Genomic DNA, 20015 nt, shown 5'->3' on the forward strand with positions numbered 1-20015 from the left:
GTGCTCCCGGTGCCCCGTGGCCCGGATGCGCCAAGCTTAACGAACCTGACAACCGAACAAACGATGGCACCAAGAACATCATGCCGGATAATGGCTTCATCGAGAGCTTCAACGGCCGACTGCGCGACGAGCTGTTGAACGAGAGCCTGTTCTTCGGCCTTGACCACGCCCGCAGTGCCATTGCCGAATGGAGGCAGGACTTCAACACCGCGAGGCCGCATTCCTCGCTCGGCTACCAGACCCCGGTGGCCTTCGCCGGAACCCTAGCCGCAACCGGCTCCCACGCTGCGCTCAATGAAGGCTTCGCGTCTCCGCCGGTTGCTCAAACCGCGCGATACGGCGTAACAGAAACGGTCGAGGCTCTAATCGTCACGATGAAAGTTCAGTGGCAGGTCACCTGACCACTTGCCTTGGACCCCGGCAGGCTTCCGCCAGGCGGGGGCGATCTTCGTTACAAGCCGCTCGTTGCGGGCGACCCCGAAGACAGTCGACGCGGTTTTGCTCGCACCAGGCCATCAGCGCCTCGCGGGCAAGCCGGGATCGGCGCAGGATGGCGCGGACCTCGGGGCCACGACTTGCGGATTTGCCTCACGATCCGCGCAACCTCCTCGACGCTCCCTTGCTGGCGTGAATGTTGGAACGCCTGAGCTTTGCCGCCAGCAGATGCCGGCCGCAGAAGACGTAGAGCGGCAGGTGGCACTAGCCCTTGTAGCACGTTCTGGGCTGGGGACGCCGCACCCTTCGGCAGTCCCCCTCGTCTGGTAGCTTTCTGCCGAGATGGTTCTGACCGATATCGCTGGGGACTGGACCGAGTGCGTGCTGGTCGCCAGTTCACGTTGACTCTCTAGTTGGGTTTCAGCCTCGGCCTTGGCTGGACGATCCAACATCTCTCCAATGTGTTTGTGACGATCCTACCATTCTAGGTAGGCGACACTGGTCGAGCTTGCCGTCTATAACTCTACGAAGCCATTTTGATTCCAGTTTCGATGCTATCGCGCCATCATTTGGTCGAGGAAAGACTATGCTTGAAGAGAATACCCCAAACTCCTTACTTGCCTTCGAAACCCTCGAATCGAACGTGCGAGCGTATTCTCGAACGTTTCCTGTTGTGTTCAGGAAAGCTGCGGGAGCCATTCTCGAGGACGAGAATGGCTCAGAGTTTATCGATTTTCTCTCCGGCGCGGGCGTCCTCAACTACGGTCACAATGATTCGGATTTTCTGAATGACGCAAAGAAATACCTGGAGTCAGGCGGAATTATTCATGGGTTAGACATGGCTACTTCTGCAAAAAGAGAGTTTATGGAGTATTTTGACGCCACAATATTACGTCCACGTGACATGACATACAAATTTCAGTTTCCCGGCCCTACCGGGGCCAATGCCGTGGAAGCGGCGTTAAAGCTCGCACGGAAGGCCACGGGTCGGCAAACTGTAATTTCATTCACCAACGGCTTTCATGGAGTGAGCTTGGGCGCGCTTGCGGTAACGGGTAATCGAACCCACCGGGGTGCGGCAGGATTAACGCTAGTCGGTGCAGTGTTCATGCCTTATGACGGCTATTGGGGAGCCGATCAGGACACTTCGGAATATCTGGGCAAGGTGCTTGCTGATGCAAGCAGTGGTGTCGATCTTCCTGCTGCCATCATTCTGGAAACAGTCCAAGGCGAGGGAGGCATAAATCCTGCGAGCAAGATTTGGCTGCAGTCGCTCGAGCTACTTTGCCGAAGGAACGGCGTCCTTCTGATTGTTGATGACATTCAGGCAGGTTGCGGACGAACAGGTAGTTTCTTCAGTTTCGAATTTGCCGATTTATCGCCAGATATAATTGTTTTGTCAAAGTCTCTCAGCGGCTGTGGACTGCCGCTATCCCTTTTGCTGCTCAAACCTGAAATAGACGTTTGGCAGCCCGGCGAACACAATGGAACATTCAGAGGCAACAATCTCGCGCTTGTGACTGGGGCTTCTGCGTTACGAAAATATTGGACGGATGAAAAGCTGTCTCACGGCGTTACGGAAACAGGGCGAATTCTCAACAAGCGCCTTCAGCAGATTGCTCAAAGTAGCGGCGATCCTAGCCTTTCCGTGCGCGGAAGGGGCATGATGCTCGGGATCGATTGCAATACAGGCAAACTGGCCGAGAAAATCGTGCACAGGGCCTTTGAAAGTGGGCTGGTGGTAGAGCGATGCGGCGCGGAGGACCAGGTTGTCAAGCTTCTTCCCCCTTTGACGATCGATGGGGAGACGCTTCAACGCGGTCTCGACATATTGGACAGTTCTGTGCACGCAAGCGTCTAATCAGTCGAGGCTGTATGCATAGACAGTGGGGTGATTTTCTTTTCCGCTGCAGCGGAATCGACGATGGACAGGATCACGCTCCGGGGTCGACCGTCCGCCCCGTTGAGCCCTTCCCAATGTTGTGCCGTGCCGATCAAGCATCTCTGACCTTACAGCTTTGCAGATTGCCGACAACGTGATTGGTGGAACATGAATGCGACGATTCTGAAATTCGGGGGCTCTTCTTTTCTGCATCCCAAGGACTACGGGCGAATTGCTGGGCATCTGGCCGACCGACTGGCGGCTGGCGAACACAAAATCGTTGCCGTGGTCAGCGCGATGTCAGGCACCACTTGCAACTTGAAAGCGGTAATGCTCGACGTCAACAAGCAAGCATCGCCATCAAATCTCGATGGGGCACTTGCGACCGGAGAGATGCTCAGTGCCTCCCTTTTGGAGGCTGCCATCAGCCGGCTGAGTATTCCAGCCATATCTTTGAACGGATATTCCCTTGGAATACGTACGAATTCGGATTTCGGTCGCGCGTCTATCAAAAGCGTGGACCCCACGCCAATCCTGGCAGCACTGCAGGAGCATGACGTCGTTGTTGCCGCGGGTGCCCAGGCAATTGATCAGTCCGGTCGGTTAACGTTTCTCGGCAGAAACAGCTCTGACCTGTCAGCTATCGCAATTGCGTCCATGTTGGGAGAGCACACTTGCGAAATCTACTCGGATGTTCCAGGCGTCTATACGGCAGACCCTTACTTGGTCGCAGGAGCACAACTGATTCCGGAGATTTCTTATCCCGCGATGCTACAGATGTCGGGACATGGTGCGAAGGTACTGCACCACAGGGCGGTGCATTACGCCGAAACGCACAACGTCACCATTGTTTGCAAATCGCTGACCAGCGACGGCGTCATCACCGGTACGATCGTGACTGGCCATGGGAACGCCCGCTCTGTGACCGTAGCTCGTGAGATCCCGGTGTTTTCGTGTGCCACCCTTGAAGAATGCGACAAACTTTGCGCGCTTCTTGCTCGACACGACATCAACGCGATCCGCGTGGAGGACGGCCACGGGGTAGTGATATGCATTGTAAGCGATATCGATTTTGCCCTTCGACTTGTCGCACTGTCGGACACTGTCCCGGTGTTCATTGGTTCAAAAAACGTGGTGACGGAACTCGATTCTTCCGTGTTGCGCGTCCACGTGGTCGGCGATTATGACCGGGCCGTTGCCTTGGCACGCCAAATCCACGAACGAATGTATCCTGCAGCCGTTGGCGCACCCTCTCGGTGAGAATGGCTGGGCAGCCCTCCAGCCTATATGTTTAGTCCCGGCATTTGCTGGAGCGGATCGAGTTTGAAGCGTTCCGGTTGTGATGCCCACGCCTTGCAGATGAACTCGTAGGGCGTAAGGCCTTTGAGGGTCTTGAGCCTGCGACCGAAGTTGTAGGCCGAGATGAAGTCGGCAAGGTGCTGGCGGAGTTGGTCGTGGCTCTCGTAATAGAAACGCCTGACGGTTGCATCCTTGATAGTCCGGTTCATCCTCTCGACCTGGCCGTTGGTCCACGGATGCCTTGCCTTGGTCGTTCGGTGTTCGATGTCGTTCGTGGCGCAAGCGTATTCGAAGGCATGGGCCCAGAAGCGTTCGCCGTTTGCGATGGCCTCCTTGATCAATGGCACGGCCGAACCGCCGGCGCCGGGCGTCGTGAACTGGATACCGTTGTCGGTGAGGACAGTGTGGACCTTGTAGGACACGGCCGCGATCAGGCGCAGTAGGAAGTCTCTCGATATGGCGGTGGTGGCCTTCTCATGCAGTTCGACGAAGGCGAATTTCGAGGTGCGGTCGATAGCGACGAACATGTGCAGCTTGCCCTGTTCTGTGCGCACCTCGGCGACGTCGATGTGGAAGTAGCCGATCGGATAGCTCTTGAACTTCTTCTTCACCGGCTTGTCGCCTTCTACGTCCGGCAGGCGGCTGATGCCGTGGCGCTGCAGGCAGCGATGCAGTGATGAGCGCGTCAGGTGTGGGATCGTCGGTTGTAAGGCATAGAGGCAGTCATCGAGTGGCAACAGAGTGTAGCGCCGGAAGGCGACTATGACGGCCTCCTCCTCGGGCAAGAGCACTGTCGATCTAGGCTCTCTCGGACCGGTCGGCAAATCTGCCACCGAGGTCCGTTCCCGCCATTTGGCAACAGTCTTTTGGTTGACCCCGTAGCGCTTCGCCAGCGCCCTCAGGCTCTCTTTGCTGTATCGCTCGACGGACCGCCTCTGTCGTCGTGGCGCTCCCATGAAGAACCTGGCCCATAGCGCATCCCTTGATTCGGAGGACAGGGGATGCCCATCAAAATCTGGGATCAAACATCTAGTCCCTCATCGCTCACGCCTCGACGTAGAATACCAACTGGGGCACGTATATCGGTCTGGTTGACCATGCTGCTTCAAAGCCTTGCCGCCGAGCAGCGTAGCGCCTCATATCAGCCGTTGCGCGATACTGTGCGCCGCCTGGAAGCAGACATCGTCCCGAGATTCGGGATGTTCGGAATTTTCAGGCCACGTCCCGCCGAACTGGCTTGCCGCCATCAGCCGCGAACACCGCGCTCGCCTCGCTGACGATAGAGACATGATCTCTGGCGGCCTTGCCCGCAGCAGCGCCGTCTCCGCGCATGATTGCGGTGACGATTAGCTCGTGTTCCTGCCAGGATTTGGCCAACCGTCCGGGCAGCATGAACTGAGCGCGCCGGAAGGGTGCCAACCGGCTGCGGGTCATCACGGTGAGATCGTGGATATGCGGGTTGTGGGCACCACGATAGAGCCGGGTGTGGAACTCGGTATTGAAATACTCGTAGTCCTCCTCGGCGCCCAGTTGCACCATCCGCGCCGAAGCCTGATGCTCGATCTCGAGCGAGCGGCGCTCGGCACTGGTCATGCGCTCGGCCGAGAAGCGCGCGCAGATCGCCTCCAGTTCGGCCATGCTCTCGAACATCGAGGCGAGATGCTCTTGCGTCACGACAGCCACGATAGCACCCCGGTTGGGCCGCCTTTCGACCAGCCCCATGGCGCTGAGGTGGCCGAGCGCCTCCCTGACCGGGGTGCGTGATACGTCGAAGCGGGCGGCGAGGGAGGTCTCGTCGAGCTTTTCGCCGGGGCGCAGGTAGCCGGTGACGATCCGGTCCCCGATCGCCCTCACCATCTGATCCACGGTCTTGCCCGACCTGATCAAGTTGCGCTTCCCCGACAAATCTCCTCCGCCCCGTCTTCTTGTGGAGGGTCGACGCAGCGGCAATCGACTCAACATACCCCTGTATGCCTCTATTTTAATCTGCCTGTCAAATTGGCTGTTTTCAAGGCAAGAAGTGCATGCAATTGCCCACTACATAAGCATTGTCTTTTAAAGGTACGATTGATTCCATTCATTAATTTCGCCAAAGAAACTGGCATGGCGATTGCATGCACTTTGTTGACGGCATGTTAACCGGCCCGGAAAGGGTCCTACAGGGGAGCATTCACAATGACCGCGAGATTCACGCTTAACCGCCGCGAGCTACTCAAGACCTCCGCCGCTGGAGCCGCACTCGGGCTTGCGTCCGCTGCCTTCCCCATCAGCAGGGCCTTTGCCGCTGCCGCCACCGTCGGCTTCATCTATGTCGGGCCGAAGGACGACTACGGCTACAACCAGGCGCATGCCGAAGGTGCGGCGGCGTTGAAGGGTATCGAGGGCATCTCCATCGTCGAGGAGGAGAACGTGCCGGAGACGGTCGACGTCCAGAAGACGATGGAATCGATGATCAATCTCGACGGCGCCTCGCTGATCTTCCCGACCTCGTTCGGCTATTTCGACCCCCACATGCTGGCCATGTGCACGAAATTCCCCGACGTGCAGTTCCGCCATTGCGGTGGCATGTGGGACAAGGCCAAGCACCCGATGAATGCCGGCTCCTATTTCGGCTATATCGGCATGGGCCAGTATCTCAACGGCGTTGTCGCCGGCCACACCTCCAAGACGAAGAAGCTCGGCTTCGTCGCCGCCAAGCCGATCCCGCAGGTGCTGCTCAACATCAATTCCTTCCTGCTCGGCGCGCGCTCGGTTGATCCGACCATCACTTGCCAGGTCATTTTCACCGGCGAATGGTCGCTGGCGGTCAAGGAAGCGGAAGCCACCAACGCACTGGTCGACCAGGGCGCCGACGTTATTAGCTGCCATGTCGATAGCCCGAAAGTGGTGGTCGAGACGACCGCCGGCCGTGGGGCCTTCGTGTGCGGCTATCACGCCAACCAGAGCCCGCTGGCGCCGGAAAAATACCTCACCGGGGCCGAGTGGAACTGGGCCAAGGTCTACAAGATGTTCGTCGACGACCTCATCGCCGGCACGCCACTGCCCAACTTCACGCGCGGTGGCTTGGCCGACGGCTTCGTCAAGATGAGCCCGCTCGGTCCCGCCGTCGGCGAGCCGGCGCGCAAGCAGTTCGACGCCACGCTGGCCGAAATGATGAACGGCGGCTTCGCCGTCATCAAGGGACCGCTGAAGAGCAACAAGGGGGCTGTCGTCGCCACCGCGAGCCAAGCATTCCCGGAGACCGCGATCGAGCTCGAAAGCATGGATTATCTGGTCGAGGGCGTCGTCGGTTCGACCGCCTGATCTGAGGGGGTGGGGCGATGACGGACACGATGACAGGGGCCGGCATGCCGGCACTCTTCAGCGCCAAGGCCTATTCGGCGGCGGTGGAATGGATTGCGCGGCGGGCGGAGGCTTTGGTCATTCCGCTCGCGGCGCTGATCGTCGGCATGGCGCTGTTCAGCCTGTTCATTGTGCTCGTCGGCAAGTCGCCGATCCTGCTCTACGAGACCATGTGGCGCGGCGGCTTCGGATCCTGGTTCTCGGTCCAGAACTCGCTGTCGCGCGCCGCTCCCCTGCTGCTGGCCGCGCTCTGCGTGGCCCTGCCGGCCCGGCTCGGCCTCGTCGTCATCGGCGGCGAGGGTGCAATCGTGCTCGGCGGCGTCGCCGCTGCGGCAGCCGGCACTGCGCTCAGCGGCGGGCCATCGTCAATCGTCATTCTTGCCATGGGCGTGGCGGGCATGGCCGCCGGCGGCATCTGGATCGGTGCCGTCGGCGCGCTGCGCCATTACCGGGCCGTCAACGAAACCATTTCCAGCCTGCTGATGGCCTACATCGCCATCGCGCTGATGAACCAGCTGGTGGAAGGGCCGTTGCGCGACCCGGCCTCGCTCAACAAGCCGTCAACGCAGCCGCTGGCGGACATCTACCGCATCGGCAACATTCCGGGCATGGACGTGCATTGGGGGCTGGTTGTCGGTGTCGTCGCCTGCATCCTCTCCTGGTTGCTCATCGAAAAGACCCGCTGGGGTTTTGCCGCGCGCATCGCCGGCGGCAATGTGCGGGCAGCACAGGTACAGGGGCTGGCCGTCGGGCCGCTGATCGTCGGCTTCACCGCGCTCGCTGGCGGCTTTGCCGGGCTTGCCGGCATGCTGGAGGTCGCCGCCGTGCAGGGGAGCGCCAACGCCTCGCTTTCGGCCGGCTATGGTTACACCGGCATCCTTGTCGCCTTCCTGGCCCGCCACAATCCGCTGGCCATCATTCCGTTCGCCATCCTGCTTGGCGGCATCGACGCCTCGGGCGGGCTGATACAGCGCCGCATGGACCTGCCCGACGCCACGGTGGTGGTGCTGCAAGGCATGATCTTCATCGTCATCCTGTTCAGCGAAACCCTCTACGGCCGCTTCAAGGCCTTCAATCCCGATCTTTGGAAAAGACCCGATCTCGTGAAGGGAGCCGCCTGATGGACGCGACCGAGATCGGCCTCTGGGGCGTGCCGCTGGCCGTGCTCGGCGGCGCCATCCGCGTGTCGACGCCCTTCATCTTCGTCTCGCTGGGCGAGGCGATCACCGAGCGTTCGGGTCGCATCAATCTGGGGCTCGAAGGCACGCTGGTCTTCGGTGCGATGACCGCCTATGCGGTGGCGGTGATGACGGGCTCGCCATGGCTCGGCCTCATCGCCGCCGCCTTCGCCGGCCTGTGCTTCGGCCTGTTCCATGGCTGGATCTGCAGATTCCCGAAAGTCAACGACATCGCCGTCGGCATCGCGCTGATGCTGTTCGGCTCGGGTCTCGCCTTCTTCTTCGGCAAGCCGTTTATCAAGCCGAAGGCGCCCAATCTGCCGGCCATTCCCTTCGGCGGCTGGTCCGACATTCCGCAGGTGCAAGCCGCACTCGACGTCAACGTGCTGTTCCTGATCGGCGCGGTGCTGTCGGTCATCCTGTGGTGGGCGTTCCGCAACACCCGCGCCGGCCTCATCGTGCGCGTCGTCGGCGACAGTTCGGACGCGGCACGCGCCATGGGCCTCAACCCCGATACGGTGCGGCTGCTCGCCACCGGTGTCGGTGGCGCGCTGGCCGGCATTGGCGGCGCCTACCTGTCGCTCTACTATCCCGGCAGCTGGACCGAACGCATCTCGTCGGGCCAGGGCCTGATGGCGGTGGCGCTGGTCATCTTCGCGCGCTGGAACCCGCTCGGCTGCTTTGCTGCAGCGCTTTTGTTCGGCGGGGCGGGAGCTCTCGGCCCGGCGCTTCAATCGGTCGGCGTCACGCAGGGCTACTACATGTTCTACGCCGCTCCCTACATCCTCACCCTCATCATCATGATCGCCACCTCGTCGCCGACACGAACGCTTGCGGGCGCGCCGGGCGAATTGTCGATCACCAAATGACTGGAGTTTTGCCGATGAACGCCAGAGCCGAAGTCACTCAGCATACGATCGACGCCGAGCCTTATCCTTGGCCCTACAATGGCGACCTGCGGCCCGACAACACGGCGCTGATCATCATCGACATGCAGACCGATTTCTGCGGGCCGGGCGGCTATGTCGACCATATGGGCTACGATCTGTCGCTGGTGCGCGCACCGATCGAGCCGATCAAGTTGGTGCTGTCGACGATGCGAGCCAAGGGCTACACCATCATCCACACGCGCGAGGGGCACAGGCCCGATCTCGCCGACCTGCCGGCCAACAAGCGCTGGCGCTCGCGCCGCATCAATGCCGGCATCGGCGACCCTGGCCCGTGCGGGCGCATCCTGGTGCGCGGCGAGCCGGGCTGGGACATCATCCCCGACCTTTACCCGACCGAGGGCGAGCCGATCATCGATAAGCCCGGCAAGGGCTCGTTCTGCGCCACCGACCTGGAGCTCATCCTCAATCAGCGCGGCATCGAGAACATCGTGCTGACCGGCATCACCACGGATGTCTGCGTGCACACCACCATGCGCGAGGCCAACGACCGCGGCTATGAATGCATGATGCTGGAGGATTGCTGCGGGGCGACCGACTACGACAACCATCTGGCGGCGATCAAGATGATCAAGATGCAGGGCGGCGTTTTCGGCACGGTGTCGAATTCCAAGGCGCTTGTCGCGCAGTTGCCATGAGGAGGCCGCGATGAATGACAGGAAAGCGGTCGGCGTCGAGACCATCGGCATGACCATGCGCTTCGGCGCCTTCACGGCGCTGGATGCCGTGTCGGTGAAGGTGCCGGCGGGCTCCTTCCACGCGCTGCTCGGCGAGAACGGCGCCGGCAAGTCGACGCTGGTCAAATGCATGATGGGTTTTTATCACCCGACATCAGGCGACCTGCTGGTCGATGGCCGCGAGGTGGCGATCGCTAGTCCGCGCGACGCCTCGGCGCTCGGGCTCGGTATGGTCTATCAGCATTTTACGCTGGTGCCGTCGCTGACCGGTGCGGAAAACCTCGTCATCTCGCGCGAGAAGGTTCCGGGCATTATCGATTGGCGTAGGGAACGAGCCGACCTTGCCGTGTTCATGGAGCGCATGCCGTTCAAGCTGCCGCTCGACGTTAAGGTGGCGGAACTCGCCGCCGGCGAAAAGCAGAAGCTCGAAATCATCAAGCAGCTCTATCTTGGCCGCAGCTTTCTAGTGCTGGACGAGCCAACCTCGGTGCTGACGCCCGGTGAGGCGCAGGAGGTGCTGGGGCTGGTGCGCGACATGACCAAGGCCGGCGACCTCACCGTGCTGATGATTTCGCACAAATTCCATGAGGTCACCGCCTTCGCCGACGATGTCAGCGTGCTGCGCAAGGGCAGGCTGACGGGAACCGGCCGCGTCGCCGACCTCGACCACAAGGCGATGGCGGCGATGATGATCGGCGACCAGCCGATCGCCGCGCTCGACAGTCGCGCGGCGCCGAAACCCGATGCCGAGATCGTGCTCAAAGTCAAATCGCTGAAGGCGCCGGACCGCACCGGGCTGAAGTCGATCCGCATCGAGAATCTCGGCGTGCGTTCGGGCGAGATCGTCGGCATCGCCGGCATTTCCGGCAATGGCCAGAAGGAATTCCTCGAGGTCCTGGCCGGCCAGCGGCCGCGCGACGGTGGCGAGGTGCTGGTACGAGGCTCCGCCTATGCGGCGACGCGGGCCGAGGCGCGCGCGCTCAATGTGCGGCTCATCCCGGAAGAGCCGCTGAAGAATGCCTGCGCGCCAAAAATGACGGTGGCCGAGAACATCTCCTTCCGCACCTTCGACATCGACGGCAACGGCAGGCCGGTGAACTGGATCAGCGCCAGCGCCATACGCGCGTTCAGCGCCAAGCTGGTCGAGCAGTTCAAGGTCAAGACCGCCTCGCTATCCTCGCCCATCGCCTCGCTGTCGGGCGGCAATGTGCAGCGCGCCGTGCTGGCGCGCGAACTGACCGGCGAGGTCGACCTGCTGATCGTCTCCAACCCGTGCTTCGGCCTCGACTTCTCGGCGGTGGCCGAAATCCGCGCCCGCATCATGAAGGCGCGCAATGCGGGTGCGGCAGTGCTGCTGATGTCGGAGGACCTCGACGAGCTTTTGGAACTGTCCGACCGCATTTTCGTCATGTCGGACGGCGCGCTGGTCTACGAGACGCCGATCGCGCAAGCGAGCGTGCAGACCATCGGCGAGCATATGGCGGGACATCACTGATGGCGGAGATTGATGCGCAGCCGTTCGCCTTCTCCTTCAAGCCGCAGACGATGGCGCTGGTCGTCATCGACATGCAGCGCGATTTCGCCGAGCCCGGCGGCTTCGGCGCCAGCCTTGGCAACGACGTCAGCCGGGTGGCCGCGATCGTGCCGACGGTGAAGAAACTGATCGAAGGTTTTCGCGCCGCCGGCCTGCCGGTGATCCACACGATGGAGTGCCACCGCGCCGACCTGTCGGACCTGCCGCCGGCCAAGCGCAATCGCGGCAATCCGGCGATCCGCATCGGCGATGTCGGGCCGATGGGCCGCGTGCTGATCGTCGGCGAGCCGGGCACCGCAATCCTCGACGAGCTTGCGCCGCTGCCGGGCGAGATCGTCATCGAAAAGCCCGGCAAGGGCGCCTTCTACGCGACCAGCTTCGGTGGCGAGCTGAAGCGGCTCGGCGCACAGCAGCTGGTTTTCGCCGGCGTCACCACCGAGGTCTGCGTGCAGACGACGATGCGCGAGGCCAATGATCGCGGCTATGAGTGCCTGCTCGCCGAAGACGCGACGGAAAGCTATTTTCCCGAATTCAAGGCGGCGGCACTAGCCATGATCCGGGCGCAGAGCGCCATCGTCGGCTGGACGGCAACGACCGACCAGGTGCTCGAGGGAATTGCCAATGCCTAATTTTGCCTTTGCCGGCCTGCTCGACGGCGGCTGGCGCGGTCTCGCGTTCGAATATTTCCGCGACGGCATCAGCGTGCACTGGCTGCTGAAGGGCGGGCCGGTCGAGCCGTCGGTCGCGATCCTGAAATACCGGTCCGGCGCCAGCGTGCCGCGACACCGACATGTCGGGCTGGAAACCATCGTCGTGCTGGAAGGCACCCAGAGCGACGAGAACGGCGACTATCCCGCCGGCAGCGTCATCATGAACCCGGTCGGCACCGAGCATTCGGTGTGGACGAAGGACGGTTGCGTCGTGCTGATCCAGTGGGACCTGCCGGTGATCATTCTGGAGGAGACGAAATGAGCGATATCCATTTCGACATAGCGAGCCTTCACGCAGCCTATCGGGGAGGCCTCGCCGTTGGCGATGTGATCGCGACGATCTTTACCCGCATCGAAGCGGCCGACGACCCGGGCATCTTCATCCATCTCGCCGCCAAGGCGGATTTCCTAGCCCAGGCCGCGGCACTCGGTCCGTTCGACCCGGCGACAAAGCCGCTCTGGGGCATTCCCTTCGCCGTCAAGGACAACATCGACGTCGCCGGCATGCCCACGACGGCCGCCTGCGCCGAATACACCTATTGGCCCGAGAAAGACGCCACCGTTGTGACGCGGCTGAAAGCGGCCGGTGCGCTGGTCGTCGGCAAGACCAATCTCGACCAATTCGCCACCGGCCTCGTCGGCGTGCGCACGCCCTGGCCGATCCCGCGCAATGCCATCGACGAGGCGCTTGTGCCAGGCGGCTCCTCCTCGGGCTCGGCGGTGGCGACGGCGCGCGGCATCGTCTCCTTCGCGCTTGGCACCGACACCGCCGGCTCCGGCCGCATTCCGGCCGGCCTCAACAACATCGTCGGGCTGAAGCCGACGGTCGGCGCGTTGTCGGCCGCCGGCGTCGTGCCGGCCTGCCGCACGCTCGATTGCGTCTCGGTGTTCGCGCTGACCGTCGATGATGCGTATAGGGTGTTCTCCGTTGCCGCCGCGCGCGACGCTGCCGATCCTTATTCGCGTGACATCGCCGTCCAGCCGCTCGCCGCGCGCCAACCGGTGCTGACCGTCGGCGTGCCTGTAAAAGCGGAGCTCAAATTCTTCGGCGATACGGCCATGCAGACTGGTTTCGAAGCTTCGCTTGCCATTCTGTCGCGGCTTGGCTGCCGGCTGGTCGAAATCCCCTTCGGCGATTTCTACGCCACCGCCAACCTACTCTATGAGGGTGCCTGGGTGGCCGAGCGCTATGCGGCGATCCGCGATTTCATGGAAGCCAACGAAGCCGCCTTGCATCCGGTGACGCGCAAGATCATCGGCGGCGCCAGTAACCTGTCGGCGGCAGACGCCTTCCGCGGCCTCTACGCCTTGCAGGCCTACAAGGCGAAGCTCGCCCCGGTCATCGCCTCGGTCGACCTGTTCTGCGTGCCGACCGCCCCAACGCACTATACCACTGCTACCGTGCTCACCGATCCCGTCGAGACCAACAGCCGGCTCGGCACCTACACCAATTTCGTCAATCTTCTGGACATGTGCGGCATCGCCGTGCCGACCGGCAAGCGCGACGACGGGCTGCCGATGAGCGTGACGCTGCTTGCGGCCGCCGGAGCGGACGGCCTTGTAGCATCCGTCGCGCGCGATCTCCATGCCGCGAGCAGTCTCACCCTCGGCGCGACTGGCTGGCGGCAGCCGAGCGCGCAGCCTGTCGGCGCATCAGTCGAAGATGGCACTATCGAGTTGGTGGTGGTCGGCGCTCACCTCTCGGGAATGCCGCTCAATGGCCATCTCAAGGAGGCTGGTGCCCGGTTCTGCCGGGCAATGAGGACGGCATCTTCATACAAGCTATATGAGCTCGCGGGCCAGACCACGCCCAAGCCGGGACTGGTCCGTGTTGAAAACGGCGGCACTGCGATCGAGGTAGAGGTTTGGCGGCTACCTGCCGACGCATTCGGCCACTTTGTGGCCGCCATCCCGTCTCCCTTGGGCATTGGCAATATAGAGCTTGATGATGGCAGCACCGCCAAAGGTTTTCTAGTGGAATCCGTGGGCTTGCTAGGCGCTTTTGATATCTCGTCATTTGGGGGCTGGCGCCGCTTTCTGTCAGATCGTTCCCGCTTGAACACTTCGTCAACGGAATATGCGGAGGCAAGAGCAGGTGGCGACACCGCCCGCGGCGGTTAAACTTGTGATATCCTTGATCGCGAAGCCGGAAGCTGCCGTTTCGCTATCGGCCCCGCTTCTGCCTTCACCTCTCGTTTCTCGAGTGCCCAATCAAAACCGAGGAGTAACACGATGGGTTACTCGATTTGATCCCGCCACACACGGTCGCGCACCATGGAATATCGGAAAGACCGGTAGGACGAAGCGGCTAGCTCTGCCCGCGAAGATTCTTCGTCCCGTTTCGGCGATCAATCCCGGCGTGGGTCGTAAGGCTTGGCGGCCCGTTGAGCGACGCGCTCGCGGTACCTCGCGTCGGTTCCACTTCGGTTTTCCGGCTTGGTAAGCGTTTCGACAGGCTTCCCGAGGACGACCAGCAGGGTGTCCCATTCTTCCTGGCCGAGCGTCTTGTAGCGGTACTTCAGACCCGGCGAAGCCAAGAGCTGCTCGATCTCAGGCCGCGCGAAAGAGGCCGCAGGGCCAATGCGGCGAAAGCCGCTTCGCACGGCATCGGTAGCCGCGGTCAGGTCGCTGAAACCAAACTTGCCCGGATCGTAGACGGAGTACTCGCGCAGCAGCCGCAACAGGTCGGGCACGGCATCGACGCCGCGGTCCCCCTGGCGCTTGATCAGGCCGGTGGCAAAGCGGCTGACCTCCGGATCTGCGAGAATCGCGCGCTCTTCGGGCAGAGGATCGGTGTATGCACCCACAGGGAGGCCGGCCAGGGCATTGATCCAGTGGCGCGCCTCCTTCTTGTCGGTGGCCGCGAGGTAGCGGCGGGCGGCGAGCCGCCGCAGATCGGCGGAGTCGCCATCGACCTGTTTGATGATCGCCCAAAGCCCGTCTGGGGATCGCACCCGTGGGTCCTCCAAGACGCGAACCAGCAGGCGCCGGTCGCTTTCGCCGAGCGGCTGGTCGTTCGCGCGGAACGAGTCCATCCATTGATTGGCGAGCGCGAACACGGGACCGCTCACCGGCTTACGCGGATCGTCGAGCGCTCTGGCAAGTTCCTCGCGCGTTCTCGCTTTCGCCGCTTCCATATTCACGCCGCGCGAAACGCTGGTGTGGTCGAGCAGCAGCCGGTTGACTGGAACCTCGGCGTACATCCTTCCGTCACCGAGCCGCAGACGCGCCCAACCGAACCGGAAGTTCTCGATCCCGCCCGAAGTCCCGATCAGCAACGGCGCCGCCGGGGCAAAGATCGACAGGATCGACTGCCGCAGCAGCACCTGTTCACCGGCGTCGGTGATGGTGAGCGCCTTGCGGTGGGGTGCGGAGGGTTCGAGCGACCAATCCACCCGTCCCGATCGGGGCTTGGAGTCGAGCGCGGCAGGGCCGTGCTCGATAGCGATGGTGAAGCCGGGTTCGGGGGCGTCGTCGCTTTGCAGCAGCGCCTTGCCCTCTGACATCATCAGGTTCCATTCGGCTTCCAGCGCGCGCTGAGGGGCGAGCGGATCGGAGGCATCGTAGCGGCGCTCTTCCAGCAGGCCATGCCCGATGACGGTGCTTCGTTTGCCGGGCGTCGAGTCCGGCACGACGCGATAGGTATAGGATTGACCGCGAAGGGTCTGGACGCGGACCGAAGTTACGCCCGGGGTCTTGAGCAAGGCAGCGCACAATGCATCGCAACGGCCCTCGAACGGGCGGGCGAGGAGAATATCGCCCTTGAGCGCAATCGGTGCGTTCGACTGAATGTCCGGCTCCTCCAGGCTGGCCAGCATGCCCCTCGCCCAGGTGAGGCCTGGCTGGGGGATGGTCCAAAACAGTGCCAGCGTCGCGGCGCCCGACATGACGTTCAGAGGAACGCCTGAAAGGAAACTTCCAAGCAGCAAGCAGAACAGCGCGAAAGCGATGCCATACATGAAGGCCGTTGGCATCGACCCGAGGATGAGCCCCGGGATGATCAGGAAACTGCCGATGATGACCAGCCATGGCATTGTCAGCGCCACGAACGCGCCGACGCCGGTGATGATCAAGTAAGTCTTCAACCACATGCGCGGAACCTTACCGCGCAGAATTCAAAAAATGATAAAGCTACTGATCTCGGGTCGGTGCCGTCTTTCGGCATCCACCCGTTGACGGAATCTCGTTACGCTCACCTCAAAGGCTGTCGACCGTCCGCCTTTGGGGGTTCTGGCGCCCACATCACATGACCGACTCGGGTCGCAAGGGGAACGCCAGCCTTCTAGCCCATCGCGCCCAAACCGGAAGGACAGCAGACGGCCCCAAAGCTGCCGGACTCCAATGCGCCTCATGTCGGCCGTTGAAGTCCAACTTTGCCACGGACCTGAAATGCCCAGGGTCGGAGGACGCGAAGACCGAAATCGCCTTTGGGCGGCAGCGGTCCGATGGCCGATTGTCCCGGAACCTCAGGCCGATCGAAGAGTTGCCATTGCTTCACAAAGGAGAGGCTGATGGTGGAAAAATCGGTCGACAAGAAAGTTGGCAAGCGCCCCGGCAAGGAGCTTGAAGCAGACGCGCGAGGCCAATCAGAAGAGCACCACAAAGGCGGAAAGAACGACGGTGTCTCAAGCGCCAATCCGCGCGTTTTATCAGGGGAGAAGGATGGCGACGCCACATTTCCTCTAAAGCGGGAACAGTGACAGCAGCGTCATTCCAGCGCTGACCGAACCAAATCTCGCCCACGGTTGTCTGCGACTGATTGCGCCCCAGCTGGCCTCGGGAACGAGGCTGGACCAGATAGCTCTGATGTCGCAGCCGATTCAGGGTACAATTTCCGCAATAGAGAAACCCTGGCGCTGAAACCAGTGGTTCCAGGCCTAATGAAGAGGACGTCCCATCTCTGGCCTAAACGCGTTGTCGCGCGAAGGTGTTTGGGTGGTGATTATGTTGTTTTCTGTGGAAGAGGCCACCCTCAGTGGCGGTCGTTTTTGTGTGGATAAGACGTGCATGGCCTATTGGTTCTGCGCGTCATGCCGCGCACTCTCACGCAATGAAGGCGGAGTATGTTGAACTGGTTTTGTTCGAGCAGTCTTTCGCCAATATCAATCGGCCGTTTGCCGATCGAGTGGCTGACGTCGCGGAAAAGACTGATGGCTCTGTTCTGTTCGATATTCGCGTCGAGGACGACACTCGCATTCAAAGGATGGCAGCTATCGGTTATGGCGCAAACGGAACCGTAGCGATCATGATGAACAAGCAGGGACAACTTAGCACCACGCCGGTGAATGGGAACGACGACATTCTCGTTGCCGAACTTACTGCTTGGTGTTCGCTACCGATGGCTAAACAGGTCTGCGTTAGTTACCATGGTGCAGCCGCGCGCCTGCTTGCTAACCTCCTTTGAAACGAAACGTGTTGGCGCGTTTGACACAAGGAGCCACCTCAATGGGCGGGCCAGGCGCCGGGGCCTCAGCGTAAGGGTGTGGCCCTACGATATCTCCAGCGCACGTATGCGGGTTGGTACCCTACTCCGGCAATTTCAAATGTCGGGTTTTCTTTACTAGCGAATCGTCATTGCCGCACCAAAGACGCAGTTCCAAGAACAGATTTTGTACTCTTGGCGACAGTCTCTACCCCTGCTGGTATTACAAAGACTGTAGACTTGCGCACAATCCGAACCGCAGCTTTTATGCTCGCCTACGTCCGCTAGAGCGCTTTCATCGATGCTGTCCTTAGAGGTCACACCACATTGATGATTATAACCTGGCAGGCCAGATGACGCGGTTGCGTCGCCACATTGTTCGACGGCGATGGCCGATACATTTGCAAGGGCGACAAGACCGAGAGAAGCTAATATTACAATTGATATGTGGCGCATGATTGCTCCATTCCATCGATGAATTAGTTGAAGAAAGTGGAACAAACATTATTCCATCTTTCATTGTCTTTAAAAAATCAATGTCGCTTGAAGATGCTTCTTCGACAGGATTAATTATCCTCGATGACGGCGCTGCTGTCTTGTGCTATGTTTTGTTCAGCCTGCTGCAAGAATTGCAGCGGTGATGCCGGGGGCTGCCGATGCGTTACCTGAACTCCGCTCACTATATCGATGTGGTGGCCAAGACCGGTTCGATCCGCGCCGCCGCGGAATTGCTCGCCATAACCTCGACGGCGCTCAATCGGCGTATATTGGCGATGGAGGCCGAACTCGGCGTTGCCATTTTCGAGCGACTGCCTCACGGCGTGCGATTGTCCAGCGCCGGCGAACTTCTAGTGCAGCACATGCGCAACCAGTTATCCGATATGGAGCACGTGAAATCGCAGATTGCAGACCTTGCTGGCGCCCGGCGCGGCCATGTGGCGATCGCCTGCAGCCAGGCGCTATTGCCCTACCATCTGCCGATGCAGATCTCACTCTACCGCAAGGAACATCCGAATGTGACCTTCGGAGTGCACCTGCGCGACCGGGAGGAGGCCGAGCGTGCCTTGGTCGATCACACGGCCGACATTGCCATCGTCTACGAGCCAACCCGGCTGGCTGCCTTCATGACACTAATACGGGTGCACCAGCCGGTGCATGCGGTTATGCGGCCCCATCATCCGCTGGCTTCTCACGAGACGGTGCGCTTGCGCGCTTGCCTCGACTATCCAATCGCGCTTCCCACATCAAGTTACGGTGTGCGCTACCTGCTCGACATCGGGGCGCAATCGTCATCGCTGCAGCTGGAGCCGGTGATTCAGTCAGACAGCTTCGAATTCCTGCGCAACCACGCTATCTCAGAGGATATCATCACCTTCCATTTCCCGATTGGCCTATCCCACCAGACGATGACCGGTGACATGATCTCCCGGCCGCTCGACTTGCGCGACGTGCCCGCTGGCATGCTCTATGTCGGCCAACTCAAGGGCCGCACCCTACCGGTGGCCGCTGCACGTTTCGCCGACCAGCTTTCCGCTTCGCTGGCGCAGCAGTATGAGGTCTCGTGATGGCGCCTATTAGGGGTCAGAACAAGAGCAGTGCCGGGCATCTTGCATCCTATCAAATGAATGCAATCGAAGGACGACCTATTCCCGGAACGCTCGGTGAACCTGGCCCGACAAGGCTTCAGCACGTAGGACCAAACGTTGCGATCGCCTGTCTGAATGTGGACCTCCGCAGGCATGCCAGGCTGTAGCCGCCTTCCACGCGGGCATGCTTTTGGTCGTCGAGCGTCGTCCTCCCACGAAATAGGAAATCTTGCGCTGTTGGTCCTTGATCAGATCGGCTGAGACTCTCTGCACGGTCCCCTTGCATTCCGGGGTCGTATTTGCGTCGCACGCGGAGAAGCGCATGGAAACCGGCTGTCCGGGTTCGACGTCATCGATGCTGGCGGGCGCGACCATGCCTGTCGACCACGAACCTGTCCTGTTCAGGAACAATCAGCATGATGGTCTCGCGGGGACTGATCACGCCGCCGACGTATGGACGGCACGCTCCTGGACAAGTCCTGACTGGGGAGCGCGGATTTCGGTCCGCGCAAGCTGGTCCTGCGCCACTGTCTTCCGCTCGACGAGTTCGGCCTCCTTGCCATCGAGTTCGCGCAGTTCCTCGTTTGCCTCCGGTCTGGTGCTGCACCTTTTTGGGGTTGCTTTCGACGACCACGGTGCCCGATGCGATCACGGCCCCGGCGAGCGAGGTCGTTGCGGCCAAAGCGCCGACGCCGCCGACAAGCACAACGCAGACTGTCAGCCACAGCAGGACTTTGCCCGGATGCCTTCGCCGGATTTCTCCGGAGCGCACACCGAGCCGGACCTGGAAGTCTGAACGGCGAGATCATTTCGGCCAAGGAAGACAGCATGTCTTCCAGCTATATGAGATTGTGCTTTTCCGGGGAGAGGACCAAGGTATCGGGAAAGGGCGTGGTCGGCTATCGAATCAGTGCTCAAATGGAGATCCCGCAACTTCAGATGCCGATGATCAGACCTCTCAAACGTTCTACGCAATCCCAACAAGTGCTGGTTACGGGAGGTT

At 61.2% G+C, this 20015-nt stretch carries 18 protein-coding genes and 2 pseudogenes; 16 read left to right on the forward strand and 4 right to left on the reverse strand.

Annotated elements, in window-relative coordinates:
• Positions 1 to 401, forward strand: a 401-nt coding sequence (locus EOD15_RS08785; RefSeq protein WP_245463617.1) for a transposase, incomplete at its 5' end; no start/stop codon positions are given.
• A 33-nt stretch (positions 402 to 434) separates the two neighbouring features.
• On the opposite strand, the pseudogene EOD15_RS36655 reads toward EOD15_RS08785, so the two are convergent.
• A pseudogene (locus tag EOD15_RS36655) lies at positions 435 to 699 on the reverse strand (transposase); the annotation flags it as partial.
• A gap of 322 nt (positions 700 to 1021) precedes the next feature.
• Here EOD15_RS36655 and ectB point away from each other — a divergent pair.
• The gene (gene ectB, locus EOD15_RS08795) at positions 1022 to 2296 is read left to right on the forward strand and encodes a diaminobutyrate--2-oxoglutarate transaminase (protein WP_127311131.1); all 1275 of its coding nucleotides are present in this window, start codon (positions 1022 to 1024) and stop codon (positions 2294 to 2296) included.
• A 189-nt stretch (positions 2297 to 2485) separates the two neighbouring features.
• On the forward strand, positions 2486 to 3577 hold the full coding sequence (locus EOD15_RS08800) for a uridylate kinase (RefSeq protein ID WP_127311130.1): 1092 nt from the start codon (positions 2486 to 2488) through the stop codon (positions 3575 to 3577).
• Positions 3578 to 3600: 23 nt separating this feature from the next.
• On the opposite strand, the pseudogene EOD15_RS08805 reads toward EOD15_RS08800, so the two are convergent.
• Positions 3601 to 4588 (reverse strand): annotated as a pseudogene (locus tag EOD15_RS08805) (IS481 family transposase).
• A gap of 240 nt (positions 4589 to 4828) precedes the next feature.
• Positions 4829 to 5503: a GntR family transcriptional regulator gene (locus tag EOD15_RS08810; protein ID WP_127323185.1), complete on the reverse strand. Its 675-nt coding sequence runs from the start codon at positions 5501 to 5503 to the stop codon at positions 4829 to 4831.
• A 288-nt stretch (positions 5504 to 5791) separates the two neighbouring features.
• Here EOD15_RS08810 and EOD15_RS08815 point away from each other — a divergent pair, with 288 nt between their 5' ends.
• Genes EOD15_RS08815 through atzF form a run of 8 tightly spaced genes read left to right on the forward strand, consistent with a single transcriptional unit; the run spans position 5792 to position 14125 of the window.
• A complete protein-coding gene (locus EOD15_RS08815) occupies positions 5792 to 6919 on the forward strand; it encodes a BMP family ABC transporter substrate-binding protein (protein ID WP_127321987.1) in 1128 nt (375 codons plus the stop codon).
• 29 nt (positions 6920 to 6948) lie between these two features.
• Entirely contained in the window at positions 6949 to 8079 is a 1131-nt protein-coding gene (locus tag EOD15_RS08820) for an ABC transporter permease (RefSeq protein WP_127321991.1), read from the forward strand.
• Positions 8079 to 9005: an ABC transporter permease gene (locus EOD15_RS08825; protein ID WP_127321988.1), complete on the forward strand. Its 927-nt coding sequence runs from the start codon at positions 8079 to 8081 to the stop codon at positions 9003 to 9005. Before EOD15_RS08820 ends, EOD15_RS08825 begins: the two co-directional genes overlap by 1 nt.
• A gap of 14 nt (positions 9006 to 9019) precedes the next feature.
• Positions 9020 to 9721, forward strand: a complete 702-nt coding sequence (locus tag EOD15_RS08830; RefSeq protein ID WP_127321989.1) for an isochorismatase family cysteine hydrolase — start codon at positions 9020 to 9022, stop codon at positions 9719 to 9721.
• 10 nt (positions 9722 to 9731) lie between these two features.
• Entirely contained in the window at positions 9732 to 11255 is a 1524-nt protein-coding gene (locus EOD15_RS08835) for an ABC transporter ATP-binding protein (RefSeq protein WP_127321990.1), read from the forward strand.
• Positions 11255 to 11923: an isochorismatase family cysteine hydrolase gene (locus EOD15_RS08840; protein ID WP_127330531.1), complete on the forward strand. Its 669-nt coding sequence runs from the start codon at positions 11255 to 11257 to the stop codon at positions 11921 to 11923. The genes EOD15_RS08835 and EOD15_RS08840 overlap by 1 nt, the downstream gene beginning before the upstream one ends.
• Positions 11916 to 12266 (forward strand): cupin domain-containing protein, encoded by a 351-nt coding sequence (locus tag EOD15_RS08845; protein WP_127323241.1) that lies wholly within the window; start codon positions 11916 to 11918, stop codon positions 12264 to 12266. Before EOD15_RS08840 ends, EOD15_RS08845 begins: the two co-directional genes overlap by 8 nt.
• Positions 12263 to 14125 (forward strand): allophanate hydrolase, encoded by a 1863-nt coding sequence (gene atzF / locus EOD15_RS08850; protein WP_127408423.1) that lies wholly within the window; start codon positions 12263 to 12265, stop codon positions 14123 to 14125. Before EOD15_RS08845 ends, atzF begins: the two co-directional genes overlap by 4 nt.
• Before the next feature lie 227 nt (positions 14126 to 14352).
• On the opposite strand, the gene EOD15_RS08855 is transcribed toward atzF, so the two are convergent.
• Entirely contained in the window at positions 14353 to 16077 is a 1725-nt protein-coding gene (locus EOD15_RS08855) for a hypothetical protein (RefSeq protein WP_127322570.1), read from the reverse strand.
• Positions 16078 to 16515: 438 nt separating this feature from the next.
• Here EOD15_RS08855 and EOD15_RS08860 point away from each other — a divergent pair, with 438 nt between their 5' ends.
• From EOD15_RS08860 to EOD15_RS36665, 5 genes are all read left to right on the forward strand, one after another.
• On the forward strand, positions 16516 to 16704 hold the full coding sequence (locus EOD15_RS08860; protein WP_127322616.1) for a hypothetical protein: 189 nt from the start codon (positions 16516 to 16518) through the stop codon (positions 16702 to 16704).
• A 275-nt stretch (positions 16705 to 16979) separates the two neighbouring features.
• A complete protein-coding gene (locus EOD15_RS08865; RefSeq protein ID WP_245463618.1) occupies positions 16980 to 17408 on the forward strand; it encodes a hypothetical protein in 429 nt (142 codons plus the stop codon).
• 476 nt (positions 17409 to 17884) lie between these two features.
• The gene (locus EOD15_RS08870; RefSeq protein ID WP_127322615.1) at positions 17885 to 18067 is read left to right on the forward strand and encodes a hypothetical protein; all 183 of its coding nucleotides are present in this window, start codon (positions 17885 to 17887) and stop codon (positions 18065 to 18067) included.
• 15 nt (positions 18068 to 18082) lie between these two features.
• Positions 18083 to 18991, forward strand: coding sequence for a LysR family transcriptional regulator (locus EOD15_RS08875; RefSeq protein WP_127322614.1), 909 nt, complete (start codon positions 18083 to 18085; stop codon positions 18989 to 18991).
• Between the two features lie 376 nt (positions 18992 to 19367).
• The gene (locus tag EOD15_RS36665; protein ID WP_245463620.1) at positions 19368 to 19808 is read left to right on the forward strand and encodes a hypothetical protein; all 441 of its coding nucleotides are present in this window, start codon (positions 19368 to 19370) and stop codon (positions 19806 to 19808) included.
• Positions 19809 to 20015: the final 207 nt, after the last annotated feature.

Source organism: Mesorhizobium sp. M7A.T.Ca.US.000.02.2.1 (genome assembly GCF_003996995.1).
In the GTDB taxonomy this organism is placed as follows: domain Bacteria; phylum Pseudomonadota; class Alphaproteobacteria; order Rhizobiales; family Rhizobiaceae; genus Mesorhizobium.

Excerpts from the sequence above, each read along its gene's own strand:
- atzF (WP_127408423.1), top strand. The coding sequence starts at position 12,263 with ATGAGCGATATCCATTTCGACATAGCGAGCCTTCACGCAGCCTATCGG.
- EOD15_RS08830 (WP_127321989.1), top strand. The coding sequence starts at position 9,020 with ATGAACGCCAGAGCCGAAGTCACTCAGCATACGATCGACGCCGAGCCT.
- EOD15_RS08800 (WP_127311130.1), top strand. The coding sequence starts at position 2,486 with ATGAATGCGACGATTCTGAAATTCGGGGGCTCTTCTTTTCTGCATCCC.
- EOD15_RS08825 (WP_127321988.1), top strand. The coding sequence starts at position 8,079 with ATGGACGCGACCGAGATCGGCCTCTGGGGCGTGCCGCTGGCCGTGCTC.
- EOD15_RS08840 (WP_127330531.1), top strand. The coding sequence starts at position 11,255 with ATGGCGGAGATTGATGCGCAGCCGTTCGCCTTCTCCTTCAAGCCGCAG.
- ectB (WP_127311131.1), top strand. The coding sequence starts at position 1,022 with ATGCTTGAAGAGAATACCCCAAACTCCTTACTTGCCTTCGAAACCCTC.
- EOD15_RS08845 (WP_127323241.1), top strand. The coding sequence starts at position 11,916 with ATGCCTAATTTTGCCTTTGCCGGCCTGCTCGACGGCGGCTGGCGCGGT.
- EOD15_RS36665 (WP_245463620.1), top strand. The coding sequence starts at position 19,368 with ATGCTGGCGGGCGCGACCATGCCTGTCGACCACGAACCTGTCCTGTTC.
- EOD15_RS08815 (WP_127321987.1), top strand. The coding sequence starts at position 5,792 with ATGACCGCGAGATTCACGCTTAACCGCCGCGAGCTACTCAAGACCTCC.
- EOD15_RS08875 (WP_127322614.1), top strand. The coding sequence starts at position 18,083 with ATGCGTTACCTGAACTCCGCTCACTATATCGATGTGGTGGCCAAGACC.
- EOD15_RS08835 (WP_127321990.1), top strand. The coding sequence starts at position 9,732 with ATGAATGACAGGAAAGCGGTCGGCGTCGAGACCATCGGCATGACCATG.
- EOD15_RS08860 (WP_127322616.1), top strand. The coding sequence starts at position 16,516 with ATGGTGGAAAAATCGGTCGACAAGAAAGTTGGCAAGCGCCCCGGCAAG.
- EOD15_RS08820 (WP_127321991.1), top strand. The coding sequence starts at position 6,949 with ATGACAGGGGCCGGCATGCCGGCACTCTTCAGCGCCAAGGCCTATTCG.